The organism is Marinomonas lutimaris, from assembly GCF_019426345.1.
In the GTDB taxonomy this organism is placed as follows: domain Bacteria; phylum Pseudomonadota; class Gammaproteobacteria; order Pseudomonadales; family Marinomonadaceae; genus Marinomonas; species Marinomonas lutimaris.
Window position 1 is genome coordinate 1 of record NZ_JAHLLW010000025.1, and the last position, 13342, is coordinate 13342.

Annotated in this window: 10 protein-coding genes; 7 read left to right on the forward strand and 3 right to left on the reverse strand. The window is 43.6% G+C overall.

Going from position 1 to position 13342, the window contains the following annotated elements; all coding sequences use genetic code 11:
• Nucleotides 1–171: 171 nt before the first annotated feature.
• Nucleotides 172–1638, reverse strand: coding sequence for an AAA family ATPase (locus tag KPL72_RS19125; protein WP_219704079.1), 1467 nt, complete (start codon nt 1636–1638; stop codon nt 172–174).
• Nucleotides 1639–1785: 147 nt separating this feature from the next.
• Here KPL72_RS19125 and KPL72_RS19130 point away from each other — a divergent pair, with 147 nt between their 5' ends.
• Entirely contained in the window at nt 1786–2787 is a 1002-nt protein-coding gene (locus KPL72_RS19130) for a phosphotransferase (protein WP_219704080.1), read from the forward strand.
• Here KPL72_RS19130 and hrpB read toward each other — a convergent pair.
• Both hrpB and KPL72_RS19140 read right to left on the reverse strand, forming a co-directional pair.
• On the reverse strand, nt 2773–5301 hold the full coding sequence (hrpB, locus tag KPL72_RS19135) for an ATP-dependent helicase HrpB (RefSeq protein WP_219704081.1): 2529 nt from the start codon (nt 5299–5301) through the stop codon (nt 2773–2775). The two genes, KPL72_RS19130 and hrpB, sit on opposite strands and share 15 nt — an antisense overlap.
• A gap of 47 nt (nt 5302–5348) precedes the next feature.
• Complete coding sequence (locus KPL72_RS19140; RefSeq protein ID WP_346729534.1) at nt 5349–5663, reverse strand: 2Fe-2S iron-sulfur cluster-binding protein; 315 nt, start codon at nt 5661–5663, stop codon at nt 5349–5351.
• Between the two features lie 113 nt (nt 5664–5776).
• Here KPL72_RS19140 and KPL72_RS19145 point away from each other — a divergent pair, with 113 nt between their 5' ends.
• The 6 genes from KPL72_RS19145 to KPL72_RS19170 all read left to right on the forward strand — a co-directional run bounded on the left by KPL72_RS19145 (nt 5777) and on the right by KPL72_RS19170 (nt 13248).
• The gene (locus tag KPL72_RS19145) at nt 5777–6511 is read left to right on the forward strand and encodes a response regulator (protein WP_212916878.1); all 735 of its coding nucleotides are present in this window, start codon (nt 5777–5779) and stop codon (nt 6509–6511) included.
• On the forward strand, nt 6512–9022 hold the full coding sequence (locus KPL72_RS19150; RefSeq protein WP_219704082.1) for a PAS-domain containing protein: 2511 nt from the start codon (nt 6512–6514) through the stop codon (nt 9020–9022).
• 154 nt (nt 9023–9176) lie between these two features.
• Nucleotides 9177–10208, forward strand: coding sequence for a sugar ABC transporter substrate-binding protein (locus KPL72_RS19155; protein WP_212916876.1), 1032 nt, complete (start codon nt 9177–9179; stop codon nt 10206–10208).
• A 115-nt stretch (nt 10209–10323) separates the two neighbouring features.
• Nucleotides 10324–11406, forward strand: a complete 1083-nt coding sequence (locus tag KPL72_RS19160; RefSeq protein ID WP_212916875.1) for an ABC transporter permease — start codon at nt 10324–10326, stop codon at nt 11404–11406.
• The gene (locus KPL72_RS19165; protein WP_212916874.1) at nt 11406–12203 is read left to right on the forward strand and encodes an ATP-binding cassette domain-containing protein; all 798 of its coding nucleotides are present in this window, start codon (nt 11406–11408) and stop codon (nt 12201–12203) included. Before KPL72_RS19160 ends, KPL72_RS19165 begins: the two co-directional genes overlap by 1 nt.
• A 67-nt stretch (nt 12204–12270) precedes the next feature.
• Nucleotides 12271–13248 carry a substrate-binding domain-containing protein gene (locus KPL72_RS19170; RefSeq protein WP_212916873.1) on the forward strand — a complete coding sequence of 326 codons (978 nt, stop codon included), beginning with the start codon at nt 12271–12273 and terminating at the stop codon, nt 13246–13248.
• Nucleotides 13249–13342 lie beyond the last annotated feature (94 nt).

Here is a 13342-nt window from a genome sequence, read left to right on the forward strand (position 1 = left end):
ATTGTTAATGGCAGGTGACAAAATGTGTTAAATAATCTTGGGGATAAGCTTGGGTTTTATGCACAAAAAAGCCCAGCTCGAAGCTAGGCCTTGTGTATAGAAGTTATGCGTAAATAGCGGGCTTCTAGTCTTTAGTAAGTTCTTTTAGGCACTTCTTTCCGGCATTTGATTTTACTCATCATCTTTTGCATAAATGCGTTGCATATAGATGCCTGCAATCGCAAGGAAGACTCCTGTTACCGCACTAATAAAGGCTAGCGAAGCAAACCATACTAAAGCAACTAATCCTACGGTTGATTTAGGAACATCAATTGCTTGCTCTTTATTACTGACGTAAGCGGCAAGACGATAAATTTGGTTTGAATTAACCAAGCGGTTAATATCATTTTTAAGTAAGGTTTGTTCTTGCTGAAGACCATAGATTTGATTATCAATAGCTTTCACTTCTACTTGAATTTCGTCATATTGTGCTAGCAGAGAGTCTTTTTCGTTGGCTGATCGTGAAACTGTCCCATTTCTATTTTGAGCGGCTTGCTGGGCAACTTTATCATAATTTGCTCTATAGCTATTGCGCTTTTCTTCAAGGCCCTTTGTTTGAGATAAAATTTGATCTTCTAGATAAGCCATACGCTGACGCCCTAAATCGATGCGTTTTTGATAATCTTGACCTAGTACTTGTAGTTGGTCCTGAAGCTGCTGTTCACTTTGGGTTTGTTTAGCAAGGGCATCATCACCAATTGTGCGATCTGCGACTGTGTATAGACGGTTTTCTTTTTCAGTGATCAACTGTCGATATTTTTTCTCAACGGTTGGCCGAGTAAAGAAATTAGCGTCATCCATTTCTTGCTGCATTTCTGCTTTAAGTTGATCCAACTCTCTTTGTAGTTTTTCTTTATCGTTTTCTGAGCCTGTTACATAGCTGTTTAATAGGCCGCGTAAACGTTTCTGTAAAGCACTTCTTTCTATATCCCAAGCGTCATAAATTTCGCGTTCTTTTTGATTAAGTTCGGTAATTTCTGCTTGATAACCTTGGATTGCTTCGTTATCTGAGCTGAGCTTGGTTATTTGACGATTGATGTACTCCCGCTCTTTTTCTAAAGTTTGATAGTATGCTGCGTTCGCGTTTTGGATAGCATTTTGGTAATTGTTATCGACTACTTGGGGATCAATAATATCAATGTCTTTTTTACGACGATCAAAATCATCGATTTTTCCTTGTAATAGCAAGGAAGCATTCTTTTTATCATCGATAGCAATGTTTAAACCAGAGAAGTTACGCTCAAAGCCATTTAGCATGGTTTCAAAGGTAATAGAAGCAAGTAAAAACAAACCGATAAAAAATAGAATGCGCCAAGAAGTATGTTTTGCATACATCATTGCGGTGGCGACAGGGATTTTAGAGGCTTCAACAACTGCAACGAGAACGAAGGGTAACGCCGCAACCAAGATGCTACTGTAGTCACCAAAGTTAAGTGTACGATCCATTTTGTCGAGTTCTGCATAGACAGAAAACGAGACGATGATCGAAATAAGAAAGCCAATACTGACAGCGAGTATTTCTACAACCCAAGCAAATTTTACCAGCCTAACGCCGATATTAAATAGCTTGTGATTCGAGAGTTTATTGTTTGATTCCATGGTTAGAAATGACTTCCTCTATAATAGGATGATTTTTAGAAATTAAATCATGAGAGCGTTATATATACATGACAAAAACTGTGACTGGATTTGAAATGCATTTAACTTTTGTTAATTTATGTAAATAATCACTGTGAACAAAAAATTATGACGCCTGATATTTTTATAAAACGACAATGCAAAGCTCGTACCGTTAATCGTGAAGAAGTGATTCAATCTTTATGGAGCGGTTATGGAGAAGTAGCTCGTTATTCATTAACAGGGAACGAATCCTTATCTCTTGTTATTGCTAAACACTGTTCATTACCGTTAGAGGTTAACCATCCCAGAGGTTGGCATTCTAATCACGGCCATCAACGTAAAATTCGTTCGTATGAAATAGAACAGAGCTGGTATTTAAATTGGGCACCACGTTGCCACATATCTGCCCGTATCGCACTGTGTTATGGCAATTTTTATGATGAACGCACGGGGCAGCGGTTAACCTTATTAGAAGATTTAGACGCTGCAGGTTATTCAGATCGATACAATGGTAATAATAGCGATTATTTAATTTCTTGTATTAATTGGCTAGCCGCGTTTCATGCGGGTTTTATTTATCAAAATCCTCCTTTGAACTGGCCTCATGACTTATGGACTAAAGGGACCTATTGGCACCTTGATACTCGACAAGATGAGTGGTCTGTTATGGCTGAGGGAGAGTTAAAATCTGCAGCGTCTGAATTGGCAAAATGTTTGGATAACGCGCGCTTTAAAACCATTGTCCATGGCGATGCTAAAGTGGCGAATTTTTGTTTTTCCCCTCTCAATAATCAGGTGGCTGCTGTGGACTTTCAATATGTCGGTGGTGGCGTTGGTGTTCAGGATGTGGCGTATCTTTTGGGGAGTGCATTGTCTGAATCTGAATTGACAGAAAATATAGATTATCTACTGGAGCATTATTTCTCTGAATTAGGGCGTGAGTTAATGGCGCAAGGAGAATCGCAAGCTTTTGCTCAAGGTGTTGTTGAAGAATGGCAATATTTGTTCCCTATCGCTTGGGCAGATTTTCATCGCTTTATTATGGGTTGGTCGCCGACTCATCCTAAGAATACGCCTTTTAGCCAGAAAATTACCGAACAAGCACTAACTCAATTAAGACGATCTTAGGGCTCGGTTGGTTTTCGCGGTGGCTTGTGCGCTTATAGGATCTTCTGGCCAAGGATGTTTCGGATATCTCCCCCGCATTTCTTTACGTACTTCTGGGTAAGCTTCACGCCAAAAGAAAGCCAAATCTTGTGTTACCGCAAGCGGTCGCTGTCCCGGTGAGAGCAGTTCTATACGTACGATTTGATTGAGCACGGTTGGGCTATTTGTGTAGCCAAACATTTCTTGAAGTTTCACTCTTAGGGTTGGCTGTTGCTCACAGTAATCAATCGCATGACTCGACCCAGATGGCACAGTTATTCGAGCGGGCACTTTTCGATTAAGAAATTGCTGTAGGTTCCAATCTAATCTACTTAACAATATATCGTTTAGTGCGAGCTTGCTCATGGCTTGTTGATTGGTCACTTTGCCAAGATAAGGTCCGAGCCATTCTTCTAGCTCATTTAATAAGGCGTCGTCAGAACAATCTGGCCAGAGGTTTTGCTTATCGTGTATAAAGGCGAATTGCATACGCGCTCGTAGTTGATCACTGGATTCGTTCCAAGGTAGAACGGAAAGACCTTCTTGGCGAATATATTGGCAAATCGCTTGGCAGATGTCGGCTTCAGAAGGTTTGCTGAGCTTTTGCTTATCAATACAAAGTTTGCCTATCCAGCGTTGTGATTCACTTAATAAACGTGCGTCTTTTTTTGACCACGCGAGATGATTCTTAATACTAAGTAAGTCCGCAAAGTCTTGCGTTAGCATGGCGAGCTGAATTGGGTAAGCGAGGAAAATACGATCCTCTTCTTGACCATGATGGCCGCCGATATCCAGTGCAATAAGCCACTCACTTTGTGCGCAAGGATCAAGAGACGACAGGCTTGCTATTCGCCCATTCGCTAGTTTGTAACGCGTTTTGTCATGATCTTGTCCAACGCGTTGAGCAATTCTATCCGCAAAAGCTCGAATCAGTAAAAAGGCAATATCGTTTTTATTATCTATTGAAGTTTGCTGAATGCTAATCTGCTGACTGCGTCTGTGCCACTGTTGTTGAGCGTTTAAATAGTTCTGTCTCGGGCGTTTGCTCTGCGCCTGATTGTGGCCTGCTAACCAATTTAATCGATCAGACAAATCGCTATGATAATTCGCAAACGGATCGCCTTCCGACAAAATAGTGCAGATGGCGCTGGCTGAATCGCTGTTGTGGTTTTGTTTGCCATCCAATAATAATCGAGCAAGTCTAGGTTCAATACCGAGGCTACTCATTTGCTCACCGAGTGCGCTTAATACTAAGGAAGGTTGCGACGTTTGATTCTGTTCAAGAGCTTGCAAGTTGGTTAGCAAGTCGATCGATTGTTGCCAGTGGCTGTTCGGTGGCGGCGTAATCCAATCTAATTCAAGGCGTTCTTGTACGCCCCATTTTGCTAAATCCATCACCAAACTACTGAGGTCACTGATTTCTATCTGGGGCTGAGCCTGTGGCGCGAGCTGATGTTGCTGACCTTCACTCCACCAACGATAACAAATACCTTCTTCTGTACGCCCAGCTCGCCCCATGCGTTGAATCGTCTCGGCTTGTGTCGCGCGACGAGTGTGTAATCGTGTCGTCGCGGTGCTGGCATCAAAGCGTGCCTCGCGACTTAAGCCACTGTCGATCACTACACGAATACCGTCAATGGTTAAGCTGGTTTGCGCAATAGCGGTGGCGAGTACAATTTTTCGATTGGGTGCGATAGTGGGTTCAATCACCGCTTCTTGTTCTTTTAAGCTTAATTCGCCATACAAAGGCAAAATGCTCAAATGAGGCTCATGACCTAAGCGTTGTTGAAGCTGGCTTGCCGCCTGACGAATTTCTTTTTGGCCTGGCAGGAAAACTAATAGGCTGCCAGACTCTTCGTAAAAGGCTTGGCAAGTGAGACGCACAACTTCGTCGGTGATTTGAAATGCCTTGAGTGATTTATTACTGTAATGCGTAGTGATAGGAAAGCTTCGACCTTGACTGGTGAGCGTCGGACAGCCAAGTCGTGTTTCGAGTGCTTCAGTATCTAGTGTCGCGGACATGACCAAGAGTTTGAGTGGGTCTTCGTCGCGATACAGTTCTCGTGCTTGTAGGCACAAGGCAAAGGCTAAATCCGAATGCAGGTTACGCTCGTGAAATTCATCAAAGATGACCAAGGCAATGTCATCTAAACTTGGATCGTCATGCAACATGCGGGTTAACACGCCCTCGGTGACAACCAATACTTTCGTCTGTGGGCTTTCTTTTCCTTCATGGCGAATGCGATAACCAATGCGTTGTCCAAGCGGTTCTTTCAAAGTATCTGCAAGGCGCTTTGCCGCCGCTTTGGCTGCTAAGCGTCTTGGTTCTAACATGATGATCTTGCGGCTTTTAAGCCAAACTTCATCCATTAAGGCAATCGGTACTACCGTGGTTTTACCTGCACCCGGAGCCGCTTCTAATATCGCTTCGTGGTGATGCAATAGTTGGTGCTTTAGCTGAGGAATCAGTTGGTAAATTGGCAGTTCGCTGGACATAAGACGGCTCATTAATTCGCTGCGCTCATGATAACGTTTTTAGGCAGTTAGCGCAGTCTCACTTTAGGCCTGTCAATGGAGATATCGCTTTTGCATGTGGCAATGCAAGGTAGAAAGTAGCCATTCTGCTTTTCTTTTTCGTTTAAGCCGTGAGGTTGTCGATTAGCGTAATCAATTTCACCGGATAGCAAGGGTGTCAGACAAACACCGCAAACTCCATTCGTACATGCTTGCTTAATCGGGATACCTGCAGATACTAACGCGGTCAGGACGATTTCATCCTGCTCGACTAGAATGGATTGCTCAGGATCTAAAAAAGCAAGATGGATCTTTTTCTTCAGAGGTATTAGTTTCTGCTGCACGAGAAGCTTTTCCTTTTGTTAATTGTCTATTAACTTTAACATGATATTAATAGCCCAATAATAGCTGCTTCTCTAGCTTCTAATAACAACGATAATGGATTCCAACCCAGACAATGACAGAACAACATAAAAAAACCTTATTGGTAGTGGATGACGATCAAGATATTCGTCAGTTGCTTTGTGATGCCTTATCGCAAAAGGGTTACAAAGTATTGGAAGCGGAAAATGGTACTCAGATGTGGCTTCACTTAGACGCTGAACCTGTTGATTTGGTGCTGATGGATTTATATCTTCGAGAAGAAGATGGTTTGAATCTAGCTCGTGATATTCGTGAGCGTTTTGTGATGCCAATCATGATGCTAACCGGTAAAGGTGATGAAACAGATCGTATTTTGGGCTTGGAGTTAGCCGCCGATGATTACATGATGAAACCGTTTAATTTGCGTGAACTCACAGCGCGAATTCATGCTTTGTTGCGCCGCTCTTATCAAATACCACCGACAACGGGAAATACGATTAATCAAGATCATGACTGTTTAAAATTCGGCAGCTGGACCTTGGATCTAACCGCGCGACTTTTACACGATCCAAGTGGCAAGCTGGTCACCTTAACCTTAGGTGAGTTTTCTCTGTTGGAAGTGTTAGCCCGTCATCCTGATCGTATTTTTTCTCGTGAACAACTAATAGAGCAAAGTCGAGGTTTAGAAACCGAGGTATTTGATCGAACCGTTGATGTATTGATCCTTCGCCTAAGACGAAAAATAGAGACAAATCCCAAAACGCCAGAGTTCATCAAGACTCAACGCGGGCTTGGTTACTTTTTTCAAGGCCCTGTGCGGATTAATTAGATGCGCTTTACCAGTATCCGTCAAAAAGCCTCTTTGTCTATCTTAGCGATTAGCTTGGTGGCTTTTTTTGTGGTGGGAATCGGCTGGCAATCTATGCGCGTTAGTGAGGCCTCTTTATCCGAATTCGAATCGGAAACCTTACCCGAAATTAGCACCTCTTTAACTTTAGCCGAGGGTGTTGCTCAGTTGGCCGCTATCGCGCCTTATACAGCAGGCTCTGGGCGTCCGTTTCAATTACAAACCGAATCTGAACGTATTCATCGACGTATTCTTGAACTTCGCGGTGTTGCAGACAGTTTGACGGATTCTGTTTTTCAACGTGATATCGACGAGCGATTAGACGATCTACAAACCACGCTTGAAGAGCTTGTCGCTTTGGTGCGAGAAGAGCTGTATTTACGCGAAGACAGCTTGGCTCAGCAATTTCGTATTCGTCAATTGCCTCTTAATGATGATGCTGCCAGCGTAAACAGCCAGCAGGGTTTAGTGTGGTTGCTGCAATTATTAGAATCGCCAAGCCTAGTGCCTGAGAGCATGTTGAAAAGCTTAAAGTTATCAGAGCAAAACGAGCAGGTTGCGAGCATTGCGGAAGACTTACTGATGGCGCATCGGCGCTTGAACCAAATCCAAGAGCGTAAAAACTATTTACTGATTTCCATTCGCGCTAAATCAGAACAATTGAGCAAACAAGTTAGCGACTTTGTGGGCGGATTGCAAAAGAAGGTGAGTCGTCAGCGTCAGGAAGTGTCGACCTTTGTTGCTCGTGGTCAAAACTGGATTATTGGCATTTCTGTGTTTCTGTTGTTGGGTTTGACACGCTTGTATTGGTACAGCCAGCGCATGACCAAAGATTTAGGCGTAGTCACCAACGACATGGAACAGCTTTCCTTAGGTCGCGTTGATTCAAAACACACGGGAATACGTCGCAAGGATGAAATCGGTACGTTGGCCGACACGTTTGAGGTATTTCGCCGTGATGCCTTAAGGCGTTTGGAAGTCACAGCCGAATTGTCGGAACAAAAACGCTTGCTCGAAACCATTTTCGATAATATGAATGATGGTCTGAGTGTGTTTTCCTCAAAAGGTACCTTGATTGCTTGGAACTCGGGTTATCAGAAATTGTTTGATTTATCGGACGATGACTTGAGTGTCGGCATGTCAATTGATGAAGTGCAAAGCTTGATTAATCAAGGGCAGCATAAAAACCTTAACCTAGAAAACCAGCAAGTTCATATGGAAGAAGTGAACGTTTCTCGTCATTTACGTTTTCAAAGTTTCGAGCGCCATTTTGATTCGGGAAAAATTATCGAGTTTCGTTCCAAGCCGATGCCTGAAGGTGGTTTTGTTACCTTATATACGGATTTAACTGAGCGTAAGAGTGTTGAAAGTCAGTTACGTCAGGCGCAAAAAATGGAGATGTTAGGGCAACTGACTGGTGGCGTTGCCCATGACTTTAATAATCTCTTGGCAGCGATCATGGGGAATCTACAAATGCTGTCTGACTCGCGTCCACAGACTACCGATCAAGCCCGTTACATAGAGCGAGCACTTGTTGTTTCGGAAAAAAGTAGCAACCTAGTGCAGCGTTTATTGGCTTTTAGTCGTCGTCAGCAGCTTTTCCCAGTGTCGATTGCAATAGATGACTTGATCGAAGGTATGCTGGATTTGGTTGAATACAGCGTTGGCTCGCATATTGTAGTCGAGAGTGATTTACAATGTCCTGATGTGGTGAGTCTGATTGATCCGTCCCAGCTAGAAAATGCCTTATTGAATTTATCCTTGAATAGCGCCAGTGCTATGCCTGACGGTGGCCGTTTGGCCTTTTCAACCAAGCTGTGTACTTTGCCAGACAGTGATGTTCCAGCTATTCGTATACGCGTAGAAGACTCTGGCGAAGGTATTGCGGAAGAGGTTATTGGTCGCATCTTTGAACCTTTCTTTACCACTAAGCCAGTTGGCAAGGGCAGCGGTTTGGGCTTGAGTATGATTTATGGCTTTGTGAAGCAAAGCGGCGGTGAAATCAAAGTGACCTCTGAAAAAGGCAAGTGGACACGTGTTTGTCTGTTCTTACCTCAACAAATGGCCCCGATTACGATGTTATCTGAAGAGAAAGAAACACAACAAGACATTATTGTTTTACCCGAGTTTAGCTTGGTATGGCTGGTGGAAGACGACGAAGAAGTATGTCGAGTGATGCGCGAGCAATTGGAAAAAATGGGTTTTATGGTACAAACCTTTGATTGTGCAGAATCAGTAATGAATGCCTTGTGCAAAGCGATTGTCCCGGATGCCATTGTCTCGGACGTAAACCTAGCCGGAACCATGAGTGGTGTCGAGCTGGCGCACAGCCTGAATTCCGATTCGTTTGGCTTTACCGGACCAATATTGCTGATGTCCGGTTTGCCTAGAGACGAATTGAAACAAAAATATCAATTAAAAGATGACGATTTATTCATTTCAAAACCTTTTACTATCAAGGAGTTAAGTGGAATATTTCAGGTCGAATATTGAAATATTACAAATATTACAAAAAAAGATTAAATGATGAAATTATTCATTAGTTTTTTATCTTCATAGTGTTTTATCAAAGCAGAGTCGGGGCTGGATCTGTTTTTGAATGGCATCGCTGCCAATAATAAAAACAAAAATTGGAGTTATAAAAACAATGAAATTCATGCATCGTATTCCGTACAAAAAATTAGCTTGCCTAGTGGCTGCTGGCACACTTTCTACCGTGGCTATGGCGGAAACCCCAATCATCGGTCTTATCACCAAGACCAATACCAACCCATTTTTCGTAAAAATGAAAGAAGGCGCGCAGCAAAAAGCTACTGAGCTTGGTGTTGAATTGCGTACCTTTGCGGGTCGCTACGATGGCGACAACGAAACTCAGGTTCAAGCAATCGAAAACCTAATTGCCGCTGGTGCTAAAGGTATTCTTATTACACCTAGCGATACCGCAGCTATAGTTCCAACTATTCAAAAAGCACGTGATGCAGGTTTGCTTGTTATTGCGTTAGATACCGCCCTTAGCCCTGCTAGTGCAGCCGATATGACGTTTGCGACGGATAACTTTAAAGCCGGCGAAATGATTGGTATGTGGGCAAAAGCGAAAATGGGCGACAAAGCCAAAGATGCCAAAATTGCCTTACTTGATTTAAGTACCAGCCAAGTAACAGTAGATGTCGCACGTGACCAAGGTTTCTTGAAAGGCTTTGGTATCGATCTTAAAAATGCCAATCGTATGGGTGATGAGACAGATCCACGTATTGTTGGTAACGATGTGACTCAAGGTTCTGAAGAAGGTGGTCGTCGTGCGATGGAAAACCTACTTCAAAAAGACCCAGAAATTAACTTGGTCTACACCATTAACGAACCCGCTGCGGCTGGTGCGTATGAAGCATTAAAATCTTTCGGACTTGAAAAAGACGTATTGATTGTTTCCGTTGATGGCGGTTGTCCAGGTGTGCGCAATATCAAAGATGGCGTGATCGGCGCTACTTCTATGCAATTCCCTCTTAAAATGGCCTCAGAAGGCGTTACTGCGATTGTTGAGTTTGCGAAATCAGGCTCACGTCCTTCCGCGTCAAATGGTCTAGATTTCTTCGATACAGGCGTTCAGTTAATTACTGACGAACCAGTGAAAGGCGTTAACTCTGTTAGCTCTAAAACTGGTTTGAGCATGTGCTGGGGCTAATCAATCTCTTGTGATAGATGGGTGTGAAGGTGCCCTTATTTGCCGTTAGTCAAGTTTTGGCTAGCGGCCCTTTTTCTGTCCGGAGCAATGTTTCCTGTCTTATCTGGAGTAGTCTATGAGTTCTACCAACACAAAACCGTCCACAGCGGTTCTCGATCACGATAAAGTCGCAGATCAAGCTCAGTCTTATGTGGCGCAATTTGAGCGTAAAGAAACCTTTGTGCAGCGCTTCCAAAAGTTTCTTCATCAGTATCCAATCGCAGCACCAAGTATCGTACTCATCTTGGCTATTATCGGATTTAGTATGATTGTTGGTGGGCGTTTTTTACACCCATTTAACTTGTCTTTAATCCTGCAGCAGGTCACCATTATCGGCGTGATTGGTGTTGCTCAGACCTTAATTATTTTAACCGCGGGTATAGACTTATCCGTGGGTGCCATCATGGTGTTAGCGTCCGTAGTAATGGGCCGTATGGCAATGGATTATGGCTTCGACGCTTGGCTTGCCTTGTTGATTGGTATCGGCGTAGGCGCGATTGCTGGCTTTATTAATGGCTTGCTGATTACACGTATGAAGTTGCCGCCTTTCATCGCAACATTAGGTTCGTGGAACGTCTTTTTTGCTCTTAACTTGTGGTATTCAAAAAGTGAAACCATTCGTTCTCAAGATATCAGTGCTGCTGCACCTTTGTTGCAGTGGTTAGGTGAAACCATCAACGTCTTTGGTGCCAGATTAACTTATGGTTCTTTGTTGATGTTGGGAATCTTCTTTGTGATCTGGTATGCGCTGAATTGGACTCCGTGGGGGCGTCACGTTTATGCCACTGGCGATGATCCAGCGGCGGCAAAGCTAGCGGGTATCCGTACTGATCGTATTTTGCTTTCCGTTTATATTTTGGCTGGTGTGGTATGTGCGCTGGGTGCGTGGGTATTGATTGGTCGTATCGGTTCTGTGAGCCCTCAAGCGGGTTACACCACAAACTTGGATAGTATTACTGCTGTTGTAATTGGTGGTTGTAGTTTGTTTGGTGGTCGAGGTTCTATTTACGGCACCTTAATCGGCGCCTTGGTTGTAGGCGTATTTCGTAATGGTTTAGCACTCGCTGGTGTCGATGTGTTATGGCAAGAGTTCACCGTCGGTATTTTGATTATTGTCGCCGTTGGTGTAGATCAGTGGATCCGAAGAGGGACAGCATAATGGCAGCTCAATATGATAAAACACCCGTGTTACAAACAAAGAATTTGGTAAAACGTTATGGCAGTGTGACCGCGATTGATCATGCCGACTTTGAACTGTACCCTGGTGAGATATTAGCGGTGATTGGTGATAACGGCGCGGGTAAATCCTCCTTGATCAAAGCTTTGTCTGGCGCACTTATTCCTGATGAAGGTGAAATCTTGTTAGACGGCAAACCAGTGCATTTTTCTTCGCCAATGGAAGCGCGTGCACTAGGCATCGAAACGGTTTATCAGAACTTGGCCGTATCACCAGCGTTAAATATTGCGGACAACTTGTTTTTAGGTAGAGAGTTATTGAAACCTGGCATTTTAGGTTCTGTTTTTCGTATGTTGGACAAGAAAGAGATGGAGCGCCGCGCGAAGGATAAAATGACCGAGCTAGGCTTAATGACGATTCAAAATATCAGTCAAGCGGTTGAGTCTCTTTCGGGTGGTCAGCGTCAAGGCGTGGCAGTTGCTCGTTCGGCTTTGTTTGGTAGCAAAGTAGTAATTATGGATGAGCCAACGGCCGCACTTGGTGTTAAAGAATCGCGTCGTGTGTTGAACTTAATCAAAGAGGTTCGTGATCGTGGATTACCTATTATATTGATCAGTCATAATATGCCACATGTGTTCGAAGTTGCGGATCGTATCCATATCCATCGTTTGGGTAAGCGAGCTGCGATTGTTACTCCTCAGTCTCATACCATGTCTGATGCCGTTGCTATTATGACGGGCGCGATGGATCTTGGTAGTTCCGAGGAAGAAGCAGCCTAAGCCAAGTCGCTATTTTTATCTGCCATCAGGTAGGGCAAAATAGCGGCCTTTCATCAGGGGAAACAAAATGAGCCTAATTAAACAGTCAATGTCGCGTTTTCATAAAGCTCGACAGCTTTGGAAGGCTCATCGCCTAATGCCAAGTCTATTGGCGGTTTCGATTATCGCTGTTTCACTCTCTCCTTTGGCTTCTCAATCCTCAGAGCCTCAACCACTTAAATCTATTGGTATTAGCGTTGCTGATTTAGGTAACCCTTATTTTGTTCAGCTAGTGGATACTGTTTCATCAAAAGCGGAAGAGTTGGCTGGTGAGCCTGTTAAAATGCTGATTCGTTCAGACGCTTATGACTGGCAGCGGCAAATAGGGCAAATCAATGAATTCATCGAGCAAAAAGTTGATTTAATCGTATTAACCGCAGCGGATGAATATAAAGTGGCAGCCGTCGTCGCCAAGGCTCAGCGAGCAGGCATTAAAGTGATTGCTGTGGATGTGAATGCCCAAGGTGCAGACGCAACCATTACCACAGACAATGTACAGGCTGGCGCGATAGCATGTGAAAAACTGGCAGAGAAAATCGGTTACCAAGGTAACTTTGTCATTATTAATGGCGTCTTAGTGTCGTCCGTTATAGAACGTGTTGCTGGCTGTAAATCGGCATTAAATAAATACCCCAATATTACGCTGTTAAGCGATCGAATGAATGGTACTGGTAGTGTAGAAGGCGGGATGGAAGCCATGACGTATCTGATGGAAGAGTATGATCATATTGATGCAGTCTTTACTATTAATGATCCAACGGCTTTTGGAGCCTTGCGAGCGGCGCAACAAGCTGATCGTAACGAGTTCTTGCTGGCTTCGATTGATGGTGCTCCATTTGCGACTGAGATTATTAAGCAAAAGGATAATCCTTGGATTGCTACTGCTGTTCAGCGTCCTATTCCAATGGCCGAAAAAGCCATCGAAATTGGCATGGATTTATTAAAAGGCAAAGAGGTTGTACAGCGTTTTATTTTGATCCCTTCCATGTTGATTGAGAAAAACTAATACAGCTTTTTTGCTTTCATCATCGAGAAAAGTTCTCGAACGTTAATTCCTATCTTGGTCTTTTACTACAAGACCGTTAAGCTATCGGCCTTCT

Coding starts and splice junctions, on each gene's coding strand:
- KPL72_RS19155 (WP_212916876.1), top strand. CDS start 9,177: ATGAAATTCATGCATCGTATTCCGTACAAAAAATTAGCTTGCCTAGTG.
- KPL72_RS19150 (WP_219704082.1), top strand. CDS start 6,512: ATGCGCTTTACCAGTATCCGTCAAAAAGCCTCTTTGTCTATCTTAGCG.
- KPL72_RS19125 (WP_219704079.1), bottom strand. CDS start 1,638: ATGGAATCAAACAATAAACTCTCGAATCACAAGCTATTTAATATCGGC.
- KPL72_RS19160 (WP_212916875.1), top strand. CDS start 10,324: ATGAGTTCTACCAACACAAAACCGTCCACAGCGGTTCTCGATCACGAT.
- KPL72_RS19130 (WP_219704080.1), top strand. CDS start 1,786: ATGACGCCTGATATTTTTATAAAACGACAATGCAAAGCTCGTACCGTT.
- KPL72_RS19165 (WP_212916874.1), top strand. CDS start 11,406: ATGGCAGCTCAATATGATAAAACACCCGTGTTACAAACAAAGAATTTG.
- KPL72_RS19145 (WP_212916878.1), top strand. CDS start 5,777: ATGACAGAACAACATAAAAAAACCTTATTGGTAGTGGATGACGATCAA.
- KPL72_RS19170 (WP_212916873.1), top strand. CDS start 12,271: ATGAGCCTAATTAAACAGTCAATGTCGCGTTTTCATAAAGCTCGACAG.
- hrpB (WP_219704081.1), bottom strand. CDS start 5,301: ATGTCCAGCGAACTGCCAATTTACCAACTGATTCCTCAGCTAAAGCAC.